General features: G+C 41.3%; 25 protein-coding genes. 4 read left to right on the top strand and 21 right to left on the bottom strand.

Features of this window, described 5'->3' with window-relative positions; translation table 11 throughout:
• Positions 1–19: 19 nt before the first annotated feature.
• The 12 genes from JZU62_RS10810 to JZU62_RS10865 form a co-directional block, all read right to left on the bottom strand.
• The gene (locus JZU62_RS10810; RefSeq protein ID WP_295014691.1) at positions 20–685 is read right to left on the bottom strand and encodes an anaerobic ribonucleoside-triphosphate reductase activating protein; all 666 of its coding nucleotides are present in this window, start codon (positions 683–685) and stop codon (positions 20–22) included.
• 12 nt (positions 686–697) lie between these two features.
• Positions 698–2,800: a ribonucleoside triphosphate reductase gene (locus tag JZU62_RS10815; RefSeq protein WP_295014693.1), complete on the bottom strand. Its 2,103-nt coding sequence runs from the start codon at positions 2,798–2,800 to the stop codon at positions 698–700.
• Between the two features lie 14 nt (positions 2,801–2,814).
• Positions 2,815–4,041 carry an alginate export family protein gene (locus JZU62_RS10820; protein WP_295014695.1) on the bottom strand — a complete coding sequence of 409 codons (1,227 nt, stop codon included), beginning with the start codon at positions 4,039–4,041 and terminating at the stop codon, positions 2,815–2,817.
• Positions 4,042–4,056: 15 nt separating this feature from the next.
• Positions 4,057–4,407 (bottom strand): chaperone NapD, encoded by a 351-nt coding sequence (locus JZU62_RS10825; RefSeq protein WP_295014697.1) that lies wholly within the window; start codon positions 4,405–4,407, stop codon positions 4,057–4,059.
• Positions 4,404–5,342, bottom strand: a complete 939-nt coding sequence (locus JZU62_RS10830; protein WP_295014699.1) for a hypothetical protein — start codon at positions 5,340–5,342, stop codon at positions 4,404–4,406. The genes JZU62_RS10825 and JZU62_RS10830 overlap by 4 nt, the downstream gene beginning before the upstream one ends.
• Positions 5,339–5,815: a 4Fe-4S binding protein gene (locus tag JZU62_RS10835; protein ID WP_295014701.1), complete on the bottom strand. Its 477-nt coding sequence runs from the start codon at positions 5,813–5,815 to the stop codon at positions 5,339–5,341. The genes JZU62_RS10830 and JZU62_RS10835 overlap by 4 nt, the downstream gene beginning before the upstream one ends.
• A 1-nt stretch (position 5,816) precedes the next feature.
• Positions 5,817–6,434 (bottom strand): nitrate reductase cytochrome c-type subunit, encoded by a 618-nt coding sequence (locus tag JZU62_RS10840; RefSeq protein ID WP_295014703.1) that lies wholly within the window; start codon positions 6,432–6,434, stop codon positions 5,817–5,819.
• Entirely contained in the window at positions 6,431–7,246 is an 816-nt protein-coding gene (gene napH / locus JZU62_RS10845; protein ID WP_295014705.1) for a quinol dehydrogenase ferredoxin subunit NapH, read from the bottom strand. The genes JZU62_RS10840 and napH overlap by 4 nt, the downstream gene beginning before the upstream one ends.
• Complete coding sequence (gene napG, locus JZU62_RS10850) at positions 7,246–8,055, bottom strand: ferredoxin-type protein NapG (RefSeq protein ID WP_295014707.1); 810 nt, start codon at positions 8,053–8,055, stop codon at positions 7,246–7,248. Before napG ends, napH begins: the two co-directional genes overlap by 1 nt.
• Before the next feature lie 11 nt (positions 8,056–8,066).
• Positions 8,067–10,850, bottom strand: a complete 2,784-nt coding sequence (gene napA / locus JZU62_RS10855) for a nitrate reductase catalytic subunit NapA (RefSeq protein WP_295014739.1) — start codon at positions 10,848–10,850, stop codon at positions 8,067–8,069.
• Positions 10,851–11,033: 183 nt separating this feature from the next.
• Positions 11,034–11,933 carry a type IV pili methyl-accepting chemotaxis transducer N-terminal domain-containing protein gene (locus JZU62_RS10860; protein ID WP_295014709.1) on the bottom strand — a complete coding sequence of 300 codons (900 nt, stop codon included), beginning with the start codon at positions 11,931–11,933 and terminating at the stop codon, positions 11,034–11,036.
• Positions 11,934–12,590, bottom strand: coding sequence for a Crp/Fnr family transcriptional regulator (locus JZU62_RS10865; RefSeq protein WP_295014711.1), 657 nt, complete (start codon positions 12,588–12,590; stop codon positions 11,934–11,936).
• Positions 12,591–12,715: 125 nt separating this feature from the next.
• Between JZU62_RS10865 and moaA the strand changes: the two genes are divergently transcribed.
• Together moaA and JZU62_RS10875 are read left to right on the top strand one after the other, a co-directional pair.
• Positions 12,716–13,681, top strand: a complete 966-nt coding sequence (moaA, locus tag JZU62_RS10870) for a GTP 3',8-cyclase MoaA (RefSeq protein ID WP_295014713.1) — start codon at positions 12,716–12,718, stop codon at positions 13,679–13,681.
• Positions 13,682–13,750: 69 nt separating this feature from the next.
• On the top strand, positions 13,751–14,191 hold the full coding sequence (locus JZU62_RS10875) for a hypothetical protein (protein ID WP_295014715.1): 441 nt from the start codon (positions 13,751–13,753) through the stop codon (positions 14,189–14,191).
• Positions 14,192–14,201: 10 nt separating this feature from the next.
• Here JZU62_RS10875 and JZU62_RS10880 read toward each other — a convergent pair whose 3' ends face one another.
• Positions 14,202–14,627, bottom strand: a complete 426-nt coding sequence (locus JZU62_RS10880) for a rhodanese-like domain-containing protein (RefSeq protein ID WP_295014717.1) — start codon at positions 14,625–14,627, stop codon at positions 14,202–14,204.
• Between the two features lie 132 nt (positions 14,628–14,759).
• On the opposite strand from JZU62_RS10880, the gene JZU62_RS10885 reads away from it, so the two are divergent.
• Both JZU62_RS10885 and JZU62_RS10890 read left to right on the top strand, forming a co-directional pair.
• Positions 14,760–15,374, top strand: coding sequence for a hypothetical protein (locus JZU62_RS10885; RefSeq protein WP_295014719.1), 615 nt, complete (start codon positions 14,760–14,762; stop codon positions 15,372–15,374).
• 1 nt (position 15,375) lies between these two features.
• A complete protein-coding gene (locus JZU62_RS10890) occupies positions 15,376–15,783 on the top strand; it encodes a hypothetical protein (RefSeq protein ID WP_295014721.1) in 408 nt (135 codons plus the stop codon).
• Positions 15,784–15,914: 131 nt separating this feature from the next.
• Here JZU62_RS10890 and JZU62_RS10895 read toward each other — a convergent pair whose 3' ends face one another.
• The 8 genes from JZU62_RS10895 to JZU62_RS10930 form a co-directional block, all read right to left on the bottom strand.
• Entirely contained in the window at positions 15,915–16,124 is a 210-nt protein-coding gene (locus JZU62_RS10895; RefSeq protein ID WP_295014723.1) for a DNA-binding protein, read from the bottom strand.
• Positions 16,125–16,205: 81 nt separating this feature from the next.
• Complete coding sequence (locus JZU62_RS10900) at positions 16,206–17,120, bottom strand: hypothetical protein (protein WP_295014725.1); 915 nt, start codon at positions 17,118–17,120, stop codon at positions 16,206–16,208.
• A gap of 264 nt (positions 17,121–17,384) precedes the next feature.
• Positions 17,385–17,681, bottom strand: a complete 297-nt coding sequence (locus JZU62_RS10905) for a DUF2958 domain-containing protein (RefSeq protein WP_295014727.1) — start codon at positions 17,679–17,681, stop codon at positions 17,385–17,387.
• Positions 17,682–17,690: 9 nt separating this feature from the next.
• Positions 17,691–17,909: a hypothetical protein gene (locus JZU62_RS10910; protein ID WP_295014729.1), complete on the bottom strand. Its 219-nt coding sequence runs from the start codon at positions 17,907–17,909 to the stop codon at positions 17,691–17,693.
• A gap of 1 nt (position 17,910) precedes the next feature.
• The gene (locus JZU62_RS10915) at positions 17,911–18,600 is read right to left on the bottom strand and encodes a Rad52/Rad22 family DNA repair protein (protein ID WP_295014731.1); all 690 of its coding nucleotides are present in this window, start codon (positions 18,598–18,600) and stop codon (positions 17,911–17,913) included.
• A gap of 9 nt (positions 18,601–18,609) precedes the next feature.
• Entirely contained in the window at positions 18,610–19,197 is a 588-nt protein-coding gene (locus JZU62_RS10920; RefSeq protein ID WP_295014733.1) for a hypothetical protein, read from the bottom strand.
• Between the two features lie 13 nt (positions 19,198–19,210).
• The gene (locus tag JZU62_RS10925) at positions 19,211–20,020 is read right to left on the bottom strand and encodes a DUF932 domain-containing protein (RefSeq protein WP_295014735.1); all 810 of its coding nucleotides are present in this window, start codon (positions 20,018–20,020) and stop codon (positions 19,211–19,213) included.
• Between the two features lie 371 nt (positions 20,021–20,391).
• Positions 20,392–21,375: a hypothetical protein gene (locus JZU62_RS10930; RefSeq protein ID WP_295014737.1), complete on the bottom strand. Its 984-nt coding sequence runs from the start codon at positions 21,373–21,375 to the stop codon at positions 20,392–20,394.
• Positions 21,376–21,553 lie beyond the last annotated feature (178 nt).

The raw sequence follows: 21,553 nt of genomic DNA on the forward strand, positions 1-21,553 counted from the left end.
AGAAAGTCTTTGATATAGGTCAATTGCGGAGAATTACAAAATGTTCAAGCAATGAATAATCGATTACGTGTTTGGAATGGGGGATATTCCCCAGCGTTTGGACATCATTGCGAAAAAGCTGCACGTAAAAAGGTCGCTTATAACCTTCACTTTTGAGTTTATTTGCCATGGTAATGATCTGGTCTTCAGTGAGTAGTTCAGGATGAAACGTTGTCCGTACTTCAAAATTAACGGAAGATTTTTTGATGAGATGAAAACTCTCCCAAAAACGGAGTTCACTTCCACCACCGCAGATACGTAGCATTTCGGAAGAGGGGGCTTTGTAATCTAGGGCGACATAGTCTAATAGACCCTTTTCCAAAAAGGATGAAATGATATCAGGTCGCATTCCGTTCGTATCGAGTTTAATCTTATATCCGAGGGCTTTGATGGAACGGCAAAAAGAGAGTAAATTGGGATAGAGTGTAGCTTCTCCGCCGCTGAGAACGACCCCTTCGAGGAGTCCGGCTCGCTTCGTTAAAAAGGAGAGAGCATCCGCTTCATCGATACGGGCAGAGCCTAGAACAATATCGGGGTTGTAGCAATAAACACAACGCAGATTGCACCCCGCAAACCAAAAAATGGCCGCAGGGATATCGGGAAAATCGAGTAGGGTAAAGGGGGTTAGATCATAAAGAGCTTTCATGGGTTATGCATATCATGCAGACTCGCGGGCAAAGATTTCACTATCGCATTTCGGGCAATACTCATGCTCACCGTTGAGATAGCCGTGTACGGGACAGACCGAAAAAGTCGGAGTCACCGTGATGTAGGGAAGGCGAAAGTTGGTAATGACATTTTTAACCAAACGACGGCATGCTTCGCCGGAGCTCAACCGCTCGCCCATGTACAGATGCAAAACAGTACCTCCCGTATAGCGGCATTGAAGTTCGTCTTGAAGCGTTAGAGCCTCGAACGGATCAGAGGTGAGATCCACAGGAAGCTGTGAACTGTTCGTATAATAAATATTTTCTCCCTCACCCGCTTGGAGGATATCGGGATAGCGTTTGATATCTTCTTTCGCAAAACGATACGTTGTCCCCTCTGCCGGAGTCGCTTCAAGATTATAGAGGTTGCCGCTCTTTTCTTGGAATGTACGCATTTTTTCGCGCATATGATCGAGGATCGAGAGGGCGAACTGTGTTCCCCATTCGGTAGAGATATTTTCGGTATCGCAGCTCATATTACGGATCATTTCGTTCATCCCGTTGACTCCGATAGTCGAGAAATGGTTATGAAACCCTTTCAGATAACGGGCGGTGTAGGGATAGAGACCGCGATTAAACATGTCTTGGACAAAAAGCCGTTTTTTCTCTAATGTCGAATAAGAAATTTCAATCAGTGCATCCAACTCTTCCATCAACCGTGCATGATCGTCTTTGTATAGGTATCCCAATCGTGCCATATTGATCGTAACGACGCCGATACTTCCCGTCATCTCTGCACTTCCGAAAAGTCCGCCGCCACGTTTGAGCAGTTCGCGCAAATCAAGCTGTAATCGACAGCACATACTTCGTACATGCCCCGGTTTATAGGCGTCGGGATTGTCGATCGGCTGACCGTTTTCATCCCGAAGATATTGACTCCCTACAAAATTTTGAAAGTAGCTGGAGCCGATTTTAGCGGTGTTTTCAAAAAGGACATCGGTGTTGGGTCCGTACCAGTCGAAATCTTCGGTGATATTGACGGTGGGGATCGGAAACGTAAACGGGGCCCCTGTTGCATCGCCCTCACTCATGACTTCATAAAAGGCACGGTTGATTTGGTTCATTTCGCTCTGAAAATCAGAGTAGGTCAGATCGCTCATAACTCTTTTATCCCGTTCAAACAGTTTACGCTGATGATGGGCAGTAAAGGGAAAGTTATGGAACAGATGGATGTCCTTGCAGGTAGGAAATTGCAATGCAAGATCATCCGGAACCATCCAATCCAGTGTGATATTGGTAAAGGGTGACTGTCCCCATCGTGCCGGGACATTGAGGTTATACACAAACCCACGTATCGCTTTTTTTATCTCGATAAAAGAGAGCTCATCGGCAAAAACATACGGAGCCAAATAGGTATCAAACGAGCTAAATGCCTGTGCTCCCGCCCATTCGGATTGTAAAATGCCTAAAAAATTGGCCATTTGTCCCAGCGCTTCTCGAAAATGGCGAGGGGGATTACTCTCCACTCGTCCCCGTACTCCGTTAAATCCTTCATTGAGTAGGGCTCTGAGGCTCCATCCGGCACAATAGCCTGTCAAACAATCAAGATCATGAATATGGATATCGCCGTTACGGTGTGCGGCTCCTTCGTGAGGCGCGTAAACTTTATCGAGCCAAAAGTTAGCGATCACTTTGCCCGCGAGATTATTCACCAATCCGGCATTAGAGTATCCGGTATTGGCATTGGCATTGACCCGCCAGTCGGATTTGTGAATATACTCTTCGACACTTTGGGTGGAGTTGACGTAGGTCGTATCTTCTCCCAGTCCCAAGATATGTTCTCGCTGCATTTTATGTAAAAATCGATAGGTGATAAAGGATTTCATCACTTCGAAGTAGCCCGCACCGTAAAGAGTGCGCTCGATGAGATCCTGAATCGACTCCACATCCACTATACCCTCATGCAAAACACTAAACAATACTTCCGTCACGACGTTTTCGTCTAAAGGAACTGAAACACTTTTAAATGCTTTGGCAATGGCGTCTTCGATTTTAAAAGGGTAAAACGGCTCTGTAGAGCCGTCTCGTTTAAGAACATGTTTGATCGGCTCCATAGAGTATTTTCCTTTTAAAATTTATAGCTAAGTTGGAGCCAGATTTTGCTCACATCTGCCGTATATCCGGTTACATCGCCGGCTTTAAAGTAGGCTGCTTTCGCAAGTCCGCTCAAACCTTTAATTCCAGGGATAGTATTGGTATAGAGCATATCCCATTCACTACCGAGATCACTTTTCCCGTTCATCGCTACATCGGTTTCAAAATCATGATAAACAAGCATCGCTTTTCCAAAAGCAGGTGTTGTGTACCCGAGTGTTGCACTCGCATCGCATAATCCGCCCGCTGGCGTTGATGCTAAAAACTTATCTGCCCATCCGTTGAACGCATGAAGTGTCCCTAATGGAGCAAAAAAAGCTGTTTTGTCATCACCTGCAGTGTGTCCGCTCAAGAACTCATATCCCGCACCGGCAAGAATACCGTTGATATTAGCGAGAGCATCGAGATTGTAATACGAAGCATCGGCTTTTACATCTTGATTCGCAGGAAGATTGTTCGTGTCCCGTGATGCATCACCTTGGGTAGCATACTCTGCGCGGTAAGCGATTTTTGCCGAAGCAAGAGGTATATCTCCGGTCAAAGCCATTCCGATTGTGTCACTGGCGGAGGAGATCATGTAATCGTATGCTGTAACTTTGAGCATATCGCTCACTTTATACGCTCCGTTTAAGATGATGGAGTTGGTATCGCTCGTCCCTAAATCACTAACTGGAGCACGACCCCATACATAGGCACCAATGAGGGTTAGGTTATCAATGGTGCTGTCGCTGATCACTGCCGCATCAAAGCTTTGCATCATTTGGCGCCAATCGACTGAACCGATAAAACGTTGATTATCAAGATTAATAACCTGTCGTCCTACTTTAGCGACTGTTTTTCCGAGTTTGTATTGAAGATAGGCTTGTGAAAAACGGGTTTGTTCAGGATCTACGACTTTATCGTACATCAATCCGTTTGATCCGCTGTCATAATGTTCACCGCCGATTGCTTGAACGGTTGTTCCGTCCACTTTCATGCTCAATCCGTCAACTCCGAGCAGGTTTGCTTCTACCCCAAGTGTTGCACGTACGGTAAACGCATTAGCGTTGTCTTTTGTATTGCTCTCATCATCCACACTCTCATAACGCGGACGTATTTCTCCGTTAAACTTTGCGTTACTGAAAAGGGTAAATCCCTCTGCACTGAGTAGGTTTGGCAACAAGGTTAAAACAGCTATAGCTGATAAGGTGATTCTTTTCATCTTCTTCTCCTAAAGTTAAAATCGATCTTTCAGATCGCCGTTGTATTTAATATCTCTTTTAGTAGCGTTTTCATCATTTAGCCACTGAGGGATATCATTGCCTACTAACTCCAATTTATCACGCTCAGCATTGAGCTCGTCTTCGCTAAAAGCAAACGACATATCCGCTGAGATGACATGATCCATTTCTTGAATCTTGACGAGTTTCGGGATCTCTTCTTCGACACCCTCACCCTCTATGGTTACAATGATTCTCCCTTTTTCATCATGAAAATGGTAATCACAAAAATCAGCTGCTTTGAGAATTTCGACAACTTCATCGGTGTAGGTCGGGTTGGTTTGCACCACAATACTTGAAATATTCACGGTAGTCTCCAATAATAAATTTTGTTTTCTTCGCCGGCACCGATCAGTCGGTGCTCATCGAGAAAAATGAGGGTGTCCAAAATTACATCTCCACTTTGGAGACGGACGATTTTGGCTTTGGTTCCCGTATTAAATACCTGTAACTCATTATCCATTCCATCGGTATAAACCCCTTTTACACCGGATGGGCTGAGTCCTACTGCATAAACAAAAAAGTCCGTTTCGATAAAATAACTATCAGTTGGGCGATAAATACCGACACGTCGATCTTGTCCGGCGCTGAGAATCGTATTTTGTTTATAATCGATCCGATTGATATTATCAACGTTGATAGCATGCAGTGTTTTAATATGGCGTCCACTTTTAGCTTCAATCATCGTAATTTCACCACTCTCATCGGCAACAGCAACAAGCGATTTTAAAGGACTTAATGCCATATCTCTAAACACTCCTCCACCTGCTTGAACTTGATATACAAGGGTGTTTTTTGAGATATCCATTAAAACAATGGTATCACCTGAGAGACCGAAGAGTAAATGATCTAAGTCAAGGAAACGGGCTTTTTTGATCAATAATCCGCGCCCGTTATCAATAATTTTAATGCTCTTTCCATCACGGATCAAATAAACATTTCGAAAATCTCCGCCGCTTTCAGTGACCATTACGGTTGATCCTTTATAGTGATCAACCGAATAAATTTTCGGTGAAAATAACTTCCCATCACGGCCTTTTATCTCAGGAACACGAAGGAGAGTCAACTTTTTAAAGGTTTTTGAATCAAATACATTGACCACTCCGCCATCGGTAGCCGCATAGATTTTTCCATCACTCATCACCATATCAGAAATAGATGCATCTGTTTTGATGACACTGGAAGGAAGAATCGCGGCATTAAGGGATAATGTCATTGCTACTAATAAAGCTAAAAAATTCATCCTACAACCTCAATGGCTCCATTAGGGCACACTGCAATACAATAACCGCATGCGGTACATTTTTCCGGGATAATCACAGGACGAAACATCCCCTGGAAAACAATAGCATCTTCCAAACACGGATCTTTACAAGCGAAACAGATCGTATCGTGGTGGGACATACATATCATAGAGGTGATACGAGCCCGTCCTTGGATAAAACGATCCGGCTCATTTAAAACATTGGGCGTACATATTTCCATACATTTATGACAATCACTGCACCCATTGGTTTTGAAATCCAGAAAGGGGATCCCTTTTTCATCACGATGGATAATGTTCTCTTCACACGCGCTTACACACATCCCCTCACAACTGCGGCATTCATTAAACGTTGCCGCTATAGATGCATAGGGAGGACGAATGGGACCTCGGTTCTCTTTAAAAAGGGAACCCAAAGCACCAAAAAAATTGCGGCGTGTTGGTGTGGTCATCTTATAATCCGTTTCCGACTTGTACACCGGCTTCAATCTCATCCATCAAATACGATTTATTTTTATGTTTTTGACCTTTTTTATCGGTGTAATCTGCTTTAAAACTACTCTCAACCCGTAGTTTTCCTTGCGTTTGCGGAGCATGACATTGAGTGCAGTTGTAGCGCCCTTGCCATAGTTGTCCATGAAGATCTTTTTTAATCATTTGATCGTTGCTTTCGGATTTGAAATTATCATCAGCATCCGATTCTACCGCAGGACGGAAATTAGTAAAATGGGTTTTCGGGATAGGTGTTGCCCCCATAGTGATTGCAACATCTGGCATATGACATCCCAGACATGCATTATTATTTTTGTCGATTTCACCCAAATCACTGATGTCATGGGGGATCATCGGCGGTGCATTTACATAGGCACGCTGAATTTTTTTAGAGGTTCCGGGTGCTTCTTTGTGGTAGTTTGTACCATCTGGGGCAGCAGTCTCTTCAGTATAAACTTCTGTTTTACGCATTCCCAAATCTTTTTCGTCTATACCGGCATTGACATTGCTTGCGGCATAGACACCGCTGATTAAAATACAAGCAGCTACTAGGCTACCGATGATTCGATTTGCTTTCATTCTTCATCCTTTGATTGTTTTAACTGACTTCGAATTGAAAATCCGAGCGCGTCTTCTTTACAAACATCAACACATCTGCCGCAATTGGTGCATTCACCCATCAAGACACTCTCACTGCTGCGATTGATCATATGGAGCACCTCTTTTTCAGGACACACCGTGATACAATCTCTGCAATCGGTACATTTATTGGCATCATGGTGAACACGGATAAGGGAAAATTTACCGATAAGCGCATACGATGCACCTAGCGGACAAATGTAACCGCACCATCCATTTTCATGAACCAACAGATCAAACAAAAATATAACCGCTAACGCACCGCCTCCCATACCCATACCGAAAACGGCACCGCGATGCGCCATGGAAACAGGGCTGATCAGCTCAAATGCCGCCACCCCCATCACCGCTGACAAAACTAAACTCAAACCTAAAATCCAATATCGAAGCGAACGGCTAATGTAAAACCGCTTTTGGATTTCTGACAATCGTAATTTACGACGCAGCCATGCGGCAGTATCGGTGATCATGTTAATCGGACACACCCAACTGCAAAATGCACGGCCACCGATCACCCCGTAAAAGAAGGTGACTATAAGTGCTCCGAGGATGATATCCATCCCCAGTGTTGCACCGGTAACAGCGATTTGAACCACCGCATACGGATCAGCCAGTGGAACGACGCCTAACAGTGATGAGGCGCTGAGATCACCTCTGAGTATTTTCCATCCCCAGGCGTTGGCTCCGATATAGAGGAGCAATACCGCAACTTGGGTAAACCGTCGCATAAAAAGGTAGCGATAATGTTTCATTACAGCCCACTTTCGTCATTGAGTGAATCAATGGCACTTTTTTCGCTCAATTTGGTTTTGGTGAGCTCATGCGGAACTTCTTTCTTGATACTATCAAGACGTTGTTCATCTTTAGGATCCCATCCTTTGATGTAATGATTTCCCGCTTCCCCCATCGCCAAGGCTCTAGGCAAGACGTAAATCGCCGCTTTTTGTGTGACACAGGCATGCTCGCACATACCGCATCCCGTACAAACATCCGCATGAACGACGGGTTTGAGAAACGCATGTTTTCCGGTTCGCTCATTTTTAGAAAATTCAATCGTAATAGCTTGACCCATCAAAGGGCAGGCGCGATAACACGCATCGCACTGAATCCCCCATGTCGCAATACACGATTCCTCATCGATAACCGCCAATCCCATACGGGCTCTGTTGATGTTTAGCTTGGCCTGCGCTTGGATATAGCTGCTAACCGATGATTCATTCAATGCACCGCTTGGGCATACCGGAACACAGGGTATGTCACTGCACATATAACAGGGAATTGTGCGTGGAGTAAAGTAGGGCGTTCCCAGAGGAAGATTATCTCCTGGTTTCGCCAACTTGAGCGTATCGTAAGGACACGCTTCCACACACAATCCGCATTTAATGCAGTTTTTAATGAACTCATTTTCACTCAATGCACCCGGAGGGCGTAAAACTAATGGAGCAGCTTTTACCTCTCCCACATAGGCACTCCATACCAACGCACCCATCGCACTTAGCCCAATACCTCTCGCGATGGAGAGGAGAAAGTAGCGACGATCGTTTGACGGAGAAGATTTCATCACTTTGTCCGTTATGCTTTATAGATTTTGACAGCGCATTTTTTATGGTCGATTTGTTTGGAAATCGGGCAGGTATGATCCAAACAAACTTTATTGATGAAGACTTTTTCATCAAACCATGGAACAAATACGAGTCCGCGCGGAGGACGGTTACGACCCCGTGTTTCGACGTGCGCTTTTACTTTGCCGCGACGAGATTCGACCCACACCATATCCCCTTGTTTGACTCCCCGTTTTTCAGCATCTTTCGGATGTATATAACAGAGTGCTTCAGGGACGGCACGATAGAGTTCAGGAACCCTCATCGTCATTGTTCCGCTGTGCCAATGTTCTAACACCCGACCGGTACAAAGCCAGATATCGTAGTTGCTATCGGGTACTTCGGTCGGTTCCATGTATGGTCGGAAAAAGATTTTGGCTTTACCGTCCAAATGAACTTTTGTTTGATCGGTAACCCCTTGGAGATTACCCGATGGGATCTCTTTAAAGGCATGCCCGTAAAATGAGAACGGACCGCTGTTCGCTTTTTTCGCATACGGATCGTATTTGGCGTTGTAGCGCCATGCGGTCTCTTTTCCATCCACAACCGGCCATTTCAAACCGCGTACTCTGTGATAGGTGTCAAAGTCGGCATAGTCATGTCCATGTCCGTCACCGAATTTGCGGTACTCTTCCCATAGGTATTTTTGGAGGAAGAAGCCATACCCTTTAAATGGTTTGCCATCACTTCCGATGACGTTACGTTTGTCCCCTTCGACTTCAGAGTTTTGGTATCCTTTACCGACCGGATCAGGCCATTTATAGCTTTTTGCAGTTGGATTGGCAAATAAAACATCATAAAGGGTATCGGTCTCCTTGTACCCCATCGCTTTTGCTGCACCCATGACATCCGGCAATCCATTATCAAGTCCTGGAATTCTTTGTGCTCCCCATACTTCTTTGATGGTAAATCGTTTAGAAAGCTCAACAAACTGCCATGTATCGGACATCGCGTCTCCGATTGGAGTGACCTGCTGACGCCAGTGTTGAGTACGACGTTCCGCATTACCGTATGCCCCCCATTTTTCATACATCATGGCACTCGGAAGGATCAAATCCGATACTTTCGCCGAAATCCCCGGATATCCGTCAGAGGTAACAATAAAGTTATCCATTTCACGAGCGGCTTTGATCCAGTGCTCTGCATTGCCCGTATCTTGATACGGGTTACAAACGCTCACCCAGGCAAATTTCACTTTACCGTCTTCAAGATCACGATGGATCTGAGTGAAATGGGATCCCGCTTTTGGATTGATTGTGCCGGCTGGAACATGCCAAATTTCTTCGGCTCTTTTACGATGGGCAGGGTTCATAACGACCATATCTGCTGGAAGACGATGACTAAATGTCCCCACTTCACGTGCGGTTCCGCAGGCGGATGGTTGACCGGTAAGAGAGAACGCTCCACTTCCCGGTTTAGCTTGTTTTCCGAGAAGGAAATGGATCATATATGCTTGTTCGTTGACCCATGTACCACGGGTGTGTTGATTGAACCCCATCGTCCAGAAGGTGAGACATTTACGTTTTTTCTCGATGTAGAGATCGGCCATTTTTTGAAGTTTTACTTTGAAATCTTCAATGCTCTCATCAGGGTCACCTTTGGCAACATGCGCCGTATAATCAAGAGTATAAGGTGCAAGACCCTTTTTAAACTCTTCAAAAGTGATTTTCCAGTGTTTATTGGCATCATTGGTATTTTTCATCTCGAGCGTATCACCCGCTTTGTAGCCCAAATAGCCTAAGCTGACACCCTCATCGGCGGTGAGAACTTTCGATTTTTGCTTGGCGGCGGTATCAAGTTCACTTTTTTTGTATTTTGGATGATGAATATCTTCGCGCAATCCGTAGCCGATATCGACGGGACCAGTAGCAAATATAATGTATTTGTTGACAAAATCCCAATCAATCGCTTCGGGGTGGTTGTAAACAATCTCGCGGGCGATATAGTTGAAAATCGCTAAATCGGTATTAGGCTTAAAGATGATTTCGACGTCTGCAAGGTCCATCGTACGGTGTTTGTACGTTGAGAGAACGACTACTTGTACTTTATCTGGATTGCTGAGTTTACGATCAGAGACACGAGACCAGAGAATAGGGTGCATCTCCGCCATATTCGAACCGAACGCTACAATCGTTTCAGCGAGTTCGATATCATCATAACATCCTGAGGGTTCATCTGCTCCGAAAACGTTCATAAATCCGGTAACGGCAGATGCCATACACAAACGGGCATTCGGATCGATATTGTTGGTACGGAAACCTGCCTTCATCAGTTTAAGAGCAGCGTTTCCTTCCAAAATAGTTTGTTGACCTGAACTGAACATGGCGATACCGGTCGGCCCTTTTTCTTTGAGGGCAGATTTAATCTGTACTTCCATTTCATCAAACGCACGTTTCCAGCTAATAGGTTTAAATTTACCATGCTTGTCAAATTGCCCTTTATCGTTCATCCGTAAAAGGGGTTGGGTCAGACGGTCTGCTCCGTACATGATTTTGGCATTAAAGTACCCTTTAATACAGTTAAGACCACGATTGACGGGAGCAAGCGGGTCACCTTTGACCGCAACGATACGGTCATCTTTAGTTGCCATCATGATTCCGCAACCGGTTCCGCAAAAGCGGCATGCCGCTTTATCCCAGCGCCATCCTGCTTGTGCTTGATTTGATGCGGCTTCTACGCTTGCAGGAACTGCTATACCAACTGCGGATGCCGCTGCTGCTGCAGCGGCACTTTTTAAAAACTCTCTTCTATCCAATGACATTGAAAACTCCTTAATGAAATCACGTTCAATCCATACCGTAAAACGGGTAGACCCCTTAAGATTTCCTTATGCTATGAAATAACTCATGCACTTCAAACATTGTAAAGTAATTCAAAAAAAAAGTATTTGACCTAAGTCAAAAGGGAAGAGAAAAGAGGAATGGATTTTGAAACGCTTTTAAGCGTTTCGGATGGCGTTGGCAGCTTCGAGGTTACTTTTGAGTTTTTTGAGGCGTTGGGCAGTATGATGTAGCTCTTCACTCACCTGTATCATCATATCTTCGCTTTGTTCTAGCAGTTCTTCGGTTTCAGGTGCAGATCGGATGAGTATCGCTGTGGCGGCTTCGCTTTTCTCGACGGCTTCGGTTGCATTTTGAATCGCTTCTTCGACATTGTGAAGAAAATATTCGATATGGGCACATGCGATATCGAGTTCATTGCCGCGTTGTTCACCGATGTTTTCATTACCGCTGATCGATTTTGAGTGTTCTAGAAATTTATCAAAATTTTGTTGTATCAGTAATGTTGTCCGTGCCATGTAGAGGATAACTCCAAACGAGATCAAGGCTAACATAATTTGGATTCGATGGGCAACAATCCGTTTCTCCATCATATACTCTTCGTATTGGGTAACCGCTTGATCCATCAGTACTAAGGTGCGGTCTCCGTCATCATAGATTGTTTTGAGATCAAAAAGATTGTGATCCCCCTGCAAATAACGATCAATTAACCCACCCATCCGATTCCAGTGAGCATAGACATCCAGCATTGTTTTCTCGATTTTTTCGTTCGAAAATCCCTGATATTCAGCCGTTGCTGTACTGAGTTGCTTGAAATTATGGTCAAACTCTTCTCGCGCAGATTGGAGTCTCTCATACGCTCCCTCTTCATCCAGAAGCAACCTATGAAGTTCTAGCACCGTCCGTTGAGAAAGCATACGCTGTTTTCCGGCGGTATTAATCACTTTAGCATCAAACTTTTGATCCGAATTAAGCCATATATCGACCAATATAATAGTAATAAGATTGAGAGAAAGAATCGCAACGATCCAGCGTACTTTAGTTGATATTGATTGCATTTATAGTCCCTCGTTGAAATATCGCGTTAATTCTTCACGTTGTAAAACGATTGTTTTATGATCTTCTTCCATAATCAGCCCTTTACGGATAAATTTAGCCAATACACGTGAAAGAGTCGCAGGTTGAATATTGAGCCGATAGGATATCTCTTGTTTCTTTAGTCGATTGTATAAATCCAAATGATCATAAAGCATCTTTGCCACTTTTGCAGTGACATCATAGACCATCCCCATACTCACCATACAATCCACACGTTGTTTTTGATCGGCGAGGATATTGACTAAATTAATCAAGAGCGATACATCGGTTTTGACTACTTCTTTAAAAGTTTTAAGATCGAATGATACCACACGACTCGGAACCAAAAATTCTATATTACTAAAACAGCTGATACTATGACATTCGAGAGAACCGATATCCGTTAGAAGAGTTTGGTTTGAGAGGGTATATAAAAAGATTTCATTATCAAAACGGTCAACTTTATAGAGTTTAACTTCCCCCTCAACGAGGAAATAGACGCGATTAATATCATCTTCTTCATAGACCAAAATATCAGATGTATTATAACTTTTAAATTTGGCGGTCGAAGAGAGGAGGGATAATTTTAGAGGATCGCAATCTTTAAAAAAATCAAGATTCTCGAGTTGGAATATCATAACCTAACCTTTGTACATTAAACGCAAATGATAACTCAAATCCTCAATTTGATTATTGATCTAAATCAAGAAGTCGCCTACCTGATTCGGCTACTATTTAGAAATCGATAAATTGAGGATCATCTATGTTGCGAGATCGTTATGACCGTAAAGTCACCTATTTGCGTGTATCGGTTACAGAGCGTTGTAATTTTCGATGTCGCTACTGTATGGCTGAAAAACCCTTTAGTTGGGTCCCTAAAGAGAACTTATTAAGTTATGAAGAACTATTTTCATTTATTAAAATCGGTATTGATAACGGTATCCAAAAAATTCGTCTTACCGGTGGGGAACCGACGACCCGTGAGAATCTTGATGAGCTGATCGGTATGATCCATACCTATGCGCCGAATGTTGATATCGGATTAACGACCAATGGCTTTTTACTTCCAGCACAGGCAGAGAAACTCAAATGTGCAGGGTTGCGACGTGTTAATATTTCACTTGATTCGCTAAATCGTGAGACACTTGATTATATCACACAAAAAGATGTGTTAGAACAAATACTAACTGGAATAGATGCTGCATCAGACGCCGGGTTATCTATTAAACTCAATAGCGTTATTTTACGAGGTATTAATGATCATGAAATAGTCCCCCTGTTTGAATATGCAAAAGAGATAGGTGCACAAATCCGCTATATTGAATACATGGAAAATTCCCATGCTCATGAAACACTGCAAGGTCTTCGAAGTGATGAGATTATCGAGGTATTGGGTAAATCTTATCCGTTCATTCCGATTGATAGAGACGAGAGTGGACCGGCAAATCTGTATGAAACACCGGATGGGTATCGGTTCGGAACCATCGAACCCCATCGCCACGATTTTTGCGCGACGTGTGATCGTTTGCGACTCACGGCGGAGGGAGATTTGATTGGGTGTTTATACTTCGAGGGGGCAAAAAGTATTAAAGAGGCGATACGTGAGGGCAATATTGCTAAAGCAACCCAAATTTTAGAGGATGTTGTGTTTAACAAACCCGAAAAAAACCTTTGGGGAATTGAAAACATCGAGATCTCTTCTCGTGCCTTTTACCGTACCGGAGGTTAAAATATTGATTTGAATCAATATCCATTATCCAAACTACCTTTATACTCACGAAAATTTAAAGGAGATCCTGTGACATGGATTTTGTATATTCATATCCTCTCAGCTTGTGCATGGATCGGTGGAAGTATCGTATTGTTCGGACTTGGGGTATTTATTCGGGATAAGGCGACCCAAGAGGTAGTGTACGGTACTATTGGGCCGTTTTACGGCTATTTTGAAACAGTATGGCTACTTATTTTAATCTCTACTGGATTGGCATTAGGGGAGCATTTTCAACTTTTTAGTTTAATGAACAGCGATACGGAACTCGGACATTATGTCGTATGGAAATTAGTGCTGGTTTCACTCCTCAGCATAGCAACGATGGTGCATCTTTACATTGCTTTTGCCACTCACAAGACAACCCGTACCTTGGTTCAAAAGTTCCTATCACGTGGAGGATCACTCGCCATTTTTCTCTTAAATTTGGCTATTTTATGGGTCGCGATCAACATCCGCTCTGCTTTGTAAAGAAGAAGGTTTATGGATTAAATTTTTTTAATCCACCTTCAAGATAGATCACATGTTTAAATCCTAATTGTTTTAATCGCTGCGCTGCAAATACCGATCTTGGCTCCAATGCACAATAGACGACAAAGGTATCCTCTTTAGTGTATTTATCAAGTATCAGTTTCGGATATTTGATTTCTAGAAATCCCCGTGAAATTTTAACTTGACGGTCATAATTAATGGTGCTTTTTTCCCATTCATCCGGGTCTCTTACATCGAGTAGAATAATTTTTTGCTCAACCATCCACTCTTTTAACTTTTCTGCTTGAACCGGTTCCACTTGCATTTTGGCTTCTTTGAGCAGCACCTTTGTCTCATCGCTCAATATCGGTTCATTTGCCCAAAAGGTTCCAGATGCTAACAACAATGGAAAAATGATCGTAATGATTTTTTTCATGTTACTCCCTATATAAAATTTGAAACCATAGTAACTAAAGGGGAGGGGATCTATCTTGATTTAGGTCAAGCTCAATACTTTTTTTAAAATGTAAAATAAGTAAAAATATAGAAACATAAAAGGCAGCTATCCGTGAGCAATACATCTTTTTTTAATAGTGTTCCCGTCATCACTATGTATGATCCCCTAGCAGAAGTTCTGGGTGCGGCAAGTGAAGGAATTTTAGTATATACCTATGCAGATGCTGTCAAACTCGCAGGGCACTCCTGTCCAACAATCGCGGGGGTATATTTGATGATGCGAAAAGGGCTGAGTCTTTTATATCCGGATACTCTTCCTCTGCGAGGTGGAATCCGTGTTTCTATGCAAGGTCACGCAGGGGATGGAGTGGTCGGAGTGATGGCGAATGTCGCCTCATTGATTACAGGGTCTACTGAAATAAGCGGATTCCATGGGTTGGGCGGAAAATATGACCGACGCGGGTTATTAACGTATGGAGCAGATATAAGAGGGGAAATGGCGTTAGAACGTATCGATACCGGTACGTGCATTTATCTCTCTTACAACCCAAAAATAGTTGTTGGGGATCCTATGCTGCAAGAGTGGTTAGGTATGATTTTATCTGACAAAGCAAATTTAGAGATTGAAAAATCATTCCAAAATGGATGGCAGGAGCGTGTTAAATCGATTCTTATTGATTACGCTGAACATCCTGCATTAGTTACTTATATTTTTGAGGAGAAATAATATGATTAAAATAGGGTTATTTTTAAGTCTATCGTTATCACTTTTTGCAGTTGATGGGTATAGTGTTTATCAAAAAAAATGTATGAAATGTCATGTTGAAATCATGGAGAAATCGGAGGTTCTAAAAGTAATTCATACGCTAAAAGCACCTCCGATGATCGAAGTGTCTAACCGTCTTCGTGAAAACATCATCATAGCCGATGACGACCAAGATGTAAAGCGCCGAGTAACGATCGCTTTTATCAAAGATTATATTGAAAATCCGAGTGTACAATACAGTATGTGCCATCCAATGGCAATCGAAAAATTTGGAATTATGCCATCTTTAAAAGGGAAGCTAAATGAGGTTGAAAAACAAGCGGTTGCAGAGTGGATTATCGATAGATATCGTGAGAGTAAATTTAGATAATGTTTCAATATAATTTATCTTAGGTTAATTAGAGATTTTGTTTATAAAATGGTAGTGGGTATGAAAAAAAGCGGCTAAAAAATACAGAATAGATATTACGAAGTAGGGGGAACTTTAGATTTGTATACCTCCTAACTTGCGGCTTCAATGGTATTAGATTCGATAAATTTGAGTAATGCTGCTCTGCTGACATGAATTTTATTCCCGATTTTTACAATCTCCAACTCTCGATTGGATATCAGTTTTTTAGCCATATCTACTTTAATCAATCCCAGTTCTTCGATTTGTCTAAGATTAAATAATATAGCATTTGGGATCAGTTCGTCAAAGTTCGTTTTCATGGGTGGTTCTCCTATCATTTGGATTTTGGGTATGAGTAATTTCTCAATAGAGTGGAAGTGTTAAAATTTTTATACAGAAGCTTAGTAGCTTCGTATTGGTGAATGATAGATTACGCCAAAATCACGGTCATAATAAATATGCAGTAGATAATCTATAAAACTAGCAATATATGCCATATTCGGATACAACCTGTATTCTTCAAACCCTAATCTTTTAATCTCACGTCTTTGAGGGTTTTTGTAGTTGTTATAAGCGTCTATTTTTGAACTCTTTATTTCAATATCCTCAAAGTACATCACATGATATCGATGCAAAGCATTCTGAATAGGGGTTATATCAAAGCCATATTTATTAAAAAAAGCCGATTGTAACTTTATCTCGAATCTCGTAATATTGTATGAAAGTCCCTCTTTGAGCCTTTTATCGTAAAGATATGACCTCAATATCGCTTTGTTCCGCTTACTTTCTTCAATATTCTCAATATAGGTCGTTTGGTTCTCATAAGTTTGCGGTTCACCAACCCTCCAATAGTTCGTTTTAGGAGATTTTTTCGTACAGATAGCCAACATATGCTCAAAGGAGACATTAGTATCTATAGCAACATCAAGTTCTGTAAATTTGAAAACTATTTGATTGCTATTAAGGTAAGCGCATATAAATGCCAAAATATTATTTGATTGCTGATCAGCATCATCGTTGTAGCTTTTCAATCCTGCGAACTTTACAGAGATGTAGTATCTGATCACGGCGTAACCGTTTACTATAGTCCTAGAGCTACCTGTGTTAATAGTAAGCAAAGTTGTTTTATTCGCATATAGCGAATATTCAATCTTAACAATATCAGTGGGTTTGTTTTGATAAACATCTTTTGAATCCGCATAGAATCCAAATGTACTAATGTAATTCAACAAATCATTCAGTATCATCTTTTGTATTACTGAGTCATTGCAGTCTATCTGTACGGTTACGGTGTCTATGTAAGTTTCGTAGTCCATTGTTTTATCCTAAGTGATGGATAAAGGAATAAATTGAACTGACTATCTACGACTCTTTTTATGTACTCTAATGTCATATTTGGTATGACATATAGGTCTATATTATAGAGACGAAAAATTATGCGAAAATCTGCTGGATTGATTCGCTAATTTATATGTCCGTTTTTATCCCTTTTCACTACATAGGCAACGTTAAAAAAAATAATCACACATATATTTATTTGTAGGGCTATATAGGCTAAAAGAAAGGGATATCCCTTTCTTTTAACACTTGATCTTAGAAAACGGTGTGGGCATAAACGATTCATCCCGCTCCACCGAAATACCCAAAGAGCCTTGAAGTGATTCCAACTCTTCAAGCGAGATGTAGCCAAACTCAGATTCCAATCCAATGACATAGCCGAAGCATAAGTTGTGATCTTCTTTTGAAATCTCAGTGACGTACCACGTCCATTTTGTGCTTGGAAGAAAAAGCTTGATATGGCATATCGGATCGGGTGTTTCCTCGGTTTCATACAGATCGGGGATAGTGTTAAGCAATTCTTGCGGTATTAATGTCATTAATTGCTCCTATAGCTCTAAGTGGCGTATCATGTCGCCCACATACTGTACGGCTATAACTTCTTTGAACCCATGCTCTAAAAGATAGTCTTGATTGTGTTTAAAGCTCACAAATGCTTCAAAAATATTATCACCTTCCCCGTCACCGAGGATTTGCATGTTGTGCAGCTCTTTGTGATTGGGATCAAACGTGAATCCCTCTAAGGTAAAGAATAAAAACTTTTTCATCTTATGCCGCTTGTTGTTCGATTGGCTTGTACCACTGTTTAGATTTCCCGTCCCATCGGAAGCCAAATGATTTGATACTGTCCTTTTTCGAAAAGAGATCATCGCCCGTAACGATAAGATACTCTCCTTGCGTCACGACGGACAATCCAATATTATAGAGTGATGCGTAATCTTGCGGTGTAGCGTTTTGAAGCTGTTTCGGCGGTTGGGATGAATGCTGTTTTGGGGGTTCTAATTGTGCAGGTGGTTGATTACCATAAGATCGGCTTTTACCGCCGTAAAGACTATTGCCAAACTGATTTCCGAAGCTACGGAAACACCGTTTGAGTGCATCGGTCACTGCTTCCTTTGCTCCACCTTCGTGTGCATCGGCTAACGATTTGGCAATTCCCGTTCCGAAACCGACATCTTCACGACTGACGTGTTTGGTATGGAGATGATCGTAGACAGTAAGAGATACAATAGCTTTATAGCCCACTACGAGGTTTTGTTTTTCGTTGGTTTCTTGGGAAACGTGTTCGAGTGTTGATACGCTATAACTCCAGTGACCATATCCGAATATCTTATTCGCGGTATCGATAATGTCAAACCCCTCCAGATAGGAGAGACTGACGCTTCCTTTTTCACGGGTTTTAATACGGCTTGGATCGAGATCATATGAGAGGACTTGAATTATTTTTTCATTAAGCATGAGAGCCTCCTATGCCGCTTCTTGGTTTTCAACCAATGTAAGCAGTTCGGTGGCTTGATTATTAGCGTGTGAATGTCTGGCATTAACTTTAATGCGAGCGGGTATTTGTTCGGTGATTACCCCGACCTCTACATATTGATCTACTTCGTTCATACTCTCTAAGGTGGACATCGCTTCACGAACCGCTTGCTCATCGACTACGACACTGCAATATCCTAATTGGATAAGAGCTTGCTCATCGATGATCTTGAATGTTTCTGCGAGTTTAGTTTTTGAGGGGGTAATGGTGATACTAGAGATCACCGTGCCATCAAGTCTATCAATCCCGTATTCTGATAATACGGTGGCGATTGCTTCCAGTGCAACGGTTTTAGCATCGGAGAGAGACTTTTTTAATGCACTCATCTCTTTAATATCTTCGGAGAGATAATCGATTTTATTCTGGATTTCTTGGATGCTGAGACCGATATAATCGGCTTTAGTATAATAAGGTTTATCGGACTCCAATACTATACGTAATTGATTTTTAAACCATTCTTGTTTATCTGATTTGACGTTTTGCATTTCGATAACTAAGCGGTAATCGGTTGTTTTCATGGGTGGTTTCCTTTTATGCGGCTAATAGTAGATTGGGTTCTTTGATCGATGCTATACGCTCAGCGATATCCCAGAGACCTTGATTGACATCTACATCTTTAGAGATAGAGGTAATCTCACGGCTAGTAAAGCGTCTACCGCTCTCTTTGTTAATACCTGAGACGTTTCCTCGAAGTAGATTTTCTTGGATAACATTGAATACGGTATAAAGATCATTTTTGGAATCTTGCTCTCTGTGCGGGACTAATAAATCCCGATGATCGATTTGTAAATGGTTTTCAAACCGTAGGGGAATCGCACTAAGGGCGAAAGACTCTTTTTCAAAGGAGCTTAATTCAATTGATTCGAGTTTGCTGATCTTCTCCATCAGTTTAGGCTTGATAGCGGTGATGCTTGCAACGGCTGCGGCGACATCGTTATCGCGATCACCTAGATGTTTGATTTTATAGCTTTCAAAGACGCTCTCAGCGACTACAAGACCGTTACTACATACAAAGCGGAATATTCCCGCTGAGATCGTAAAGCTTTTACTACGGTCGTGCGAGTTGAAGAGTATTAATTCAACGGCATTGTCTTGTGGTACTAAGAGATCGTCGAAGTGACGGAATCGTACAAGGTGTTGTTGATATCCTTCTTTATCGGCATCACGAACGGAAGCTTCCGAAACTGACATTGGGTACCAGTTGTTGCGGCGGATTTCATCGATAACCTCGATGGTCGGGATGAAGCAATATTTTTCACTTACTTCGCGGTGAGGTTCTTGCGTGAAGAGTGTTGGCGCTTGCTCTTTGAGTTTCTCGTTGGATAATGGGATAGCTGACATGGGGTTTTCCTTTGTATGGTTATTTAGTAATTCAAGAATTAAGATCCAAAGGATTTTTCTTGGATAGATTGTTGACTACGATGGTAGCGACAGCGATTGCGACGGTTAAACACTTCGTGATGGATAGCATGAGGCTCCTTGGTGGGGATTCGTTGGTTGATTACAGTGTGATAATATGGGTTTGTAATGAGGTGGAAATCAAGTTTAGTAGGGTTGCTTAGGGGTAATTGTGGCTCATCAGCGGGGAATCTCTAGCTATTCAGCAGTATACTGTGTGAAGCTCGCCAAATAGTAAATGGTATTTAGAGCTTATGTTGATATGGGAAGAGCAAAAGTCGTGGCTAGTTTAGGGATGATTTTTTAGATCGTTGTTATGATTCGAATATCTCTTCCACATCTTCAACCGATAAATATGTAATATGTGCAATATCTGCAATGGAATACGTATCTAACACTTTGTTGGGATTTAATTTAATAAATTGTATTAATTTTGAAGCAATATCATTCCTAATTCGCTTTTCCATATTGGTCGATAAATCATAAGCTTTAAAATTTTTATTTGGTCTGTATACAAAACTTTTAAGTTTCTTACTCTTTGGAGTACAAGTTATACTTTTATCCCCAAAACTCTCTCGAAAATACCGTCCAGTTTCAGTAGGATTAGCTTCAGGCTTAAAGAAATATAATCGATAAAGATGCATGGCAAGATTAGACGTTAAAAGATTTTTATGCTTTAAAAGTTCAAGATCTTCATTGATTTTACCATTTAGATCTTTATCTAGATAACTATCGTATCTAAAAAATCTTTTAATAAAATCGTTTCTATACTTTATAAAATCACTCAGATACGGTTTCAACTCATCATTTTTAAGCAACGCTATAAGCCCTTGCTTCGTAGTATCAAAGCCATTAAGGTAGTAATTTAAACAATCAGGAAAGCCTATAGGCTCTATATCTTGAATTTTACTGGTCGAAATTTTATTAAATGTATCAACCGCGTCTTCTTCTAGTGCAAAAAGTATCTTTTGACCTTTATCACTAAAAAAATTCATTAATTGCGTTATTTCGGAAACAGAGTTGGCATCTACTAAAAAAATAAAATTTTTTATACTTTCTTGCATTGATCTTTTAAATATAACATTATCAACATTTTGAATATACTCTTTAAGATATGATCGTTTGTTTATATCTGATATATGACAATTGAAGCTTCTGTGAAAACAATTTAAATTATAATGAATTGTCTCGTTCTTTGACGATTCACAAAACAGTAATACAACTTCTTTATTTTCACAATTACTATATAAATTAGTAAACCAATTTAAAAGTAATATTTTTCGCATTGCATCTTTCACATCAACTCCTAAAATAGAAATAATAACATAGAATCTATAATTGATATAGTAGAATAAATATCAATATAACTAGTTCATAACCAGTTATGAACTTTTTTTGTTTATAATATAATTTCAATATAGATAAAAATTAATATAATATAATTAATTTATTATAATTATATTATATTTATAAAAC

The organism is Sulfuricurvum sp., from assembly GCF_019163035.1.
GTDB lineage: Bacteria > Campylobacterota > Campylobacteria > Campylobacterales > Sulfurimonadaceae > Sulfuricurvum.

Bases quoted from the DNA above. Each gene is read 5' to 3' on its own strand.
- JZU62_RS10810 (WP_295014691.1), bottom strand. From the start codon at position 685: ATGAAAGCTCTTTATGATCTAACCCCCTTTACCCTACTCGATTTTCCC.
- JZU62_RS10815 (WP_295014693.1), bottom strand. From the start codon at position 2,800: ATGGAGCCGATCAAACATGTTCTTAAACGAGACGGCTCTACAGAGCCG.
- JZU62_RS10820 (WP_295014695.1), bottom strand. From the start codon at position 4,041: ATGAAAAGAATCACCTTATCAGCTATAGCTGTTTTAACCTTGTTGCCA.
- JZU62_RS10830 (WP_295014699.1), bottom strand. From the start codon at position 5,342: ATGAATTTTTTAGCTTTATTAGTAGCAATGACATTATCCCTTAATGCC.
- JZU62_RS10835 (WP_295014701.1), bottom strand. From the start codon at position 5,815: ATGACCACACCAACACGCCGCAATTTTTTTGGTGCTTTGGGTTCCCTT.
- JZU62_RS10840 (WP_295014703.1), bottom strand. From the start codon at position 6,434: ATGAAAGCAAATCGAATCATCGGTAGCCTAGTAGCTGCTTGTATTTTA.
- napH (WP_295014705.1), bottom strand. From the start codon at position 7,246: ATGAAACATTATCGCTACCTTTTTATGCGACGGTTTACCCAAGTTGCG.
- napG (WP_295014707.1), bottom strand. From the start codon at position 8,055: ATGAAATCTTCTCCGTCAAACGATCGTCGCTACTTTCTCCTCTCCATC.
- JZU62_RS10860 (WP_295014709.1), bottom strand. From the start codon at position 11,933: ATGCAATCAATATCAACTAAAGTACGCTGGATCGTTGCGATTCTTTCT.
- JZU62_RS10865 (WP_295014711.1), bottom strand. From the start codon at position 12,590: ATGATATTCCAACTCGAGAATCTTGATTTTTTTAAAGATTGCGATCCT.
- moaA (WP_295014713.1), top strand. From the start codon at position 12,716: ATGTTGCGAGATCGTTATGACCGTAAAGTCACCTATTTGCGTGTATCG.
- JZU62_RS10880 (WP_295014717.1), bottom strand. From the start codon at position 14,627: ATGAAAAAAATCATTACGATCATTTTTCCATTGTTGTTAGCATCTGGA.
- JZU62_RS10890 (WP_295014721.1), top strand. From the start codon at position 15,376: ATGATTAAAATAGGGTTATTTTTAAGTCTATCGTTATCACTTTTTGCA.
- JZU62_RS10895 (WP_295014723.1), bottom strand. From the start codon at position 16,124: ATGAAAACGAACTTTGACGAACTGATCCCAAATGCTATATTATTTAAT.
- JZU62_RS10900 (WP_295014725.1), bottom strand. From the start codon at position 17,120: ATGGACTACGAAACTTACATAGACACCGTAACCGTACAGATAGACTGC.
- JZU62_RS10905 (WP_295014727.1), bottom strand. From the start codon at position 17,681: ATGACATTAATACCGCAAGAATTGCTTAACACTATCCCCGATCTGTAT.
- JZU62_RS10910 (WP_295014729.1), bottom strand. From the start codon at position 17,909: ATGAAAAAGTTTTTATTCTTTACCTTAGAGGGATTCACGTTTGATCCC.
- JZU62_RS10915 (WP_295014731.1), bottom strand. From the start codon at position 18,600: ATGCTTAATGAAAAAATAATTCAAGTCCTCTCATATGATCTCGATCCA.
- JZU62_RS10920 (WP_295014733.1), bottom strand. From the start codon at position 19,197: ATGAAAACAACCGATTACCGCTTAGTTATCGAAATGCAAAACGTCAAA.
- JZU62_RS10925 (WP_295014735.1), bottom strand. From the start codon at position 20,020: ATGTCAGCTATCCCATTATCCAACGAGAAACTCAAAGAGCAAGCGCCA.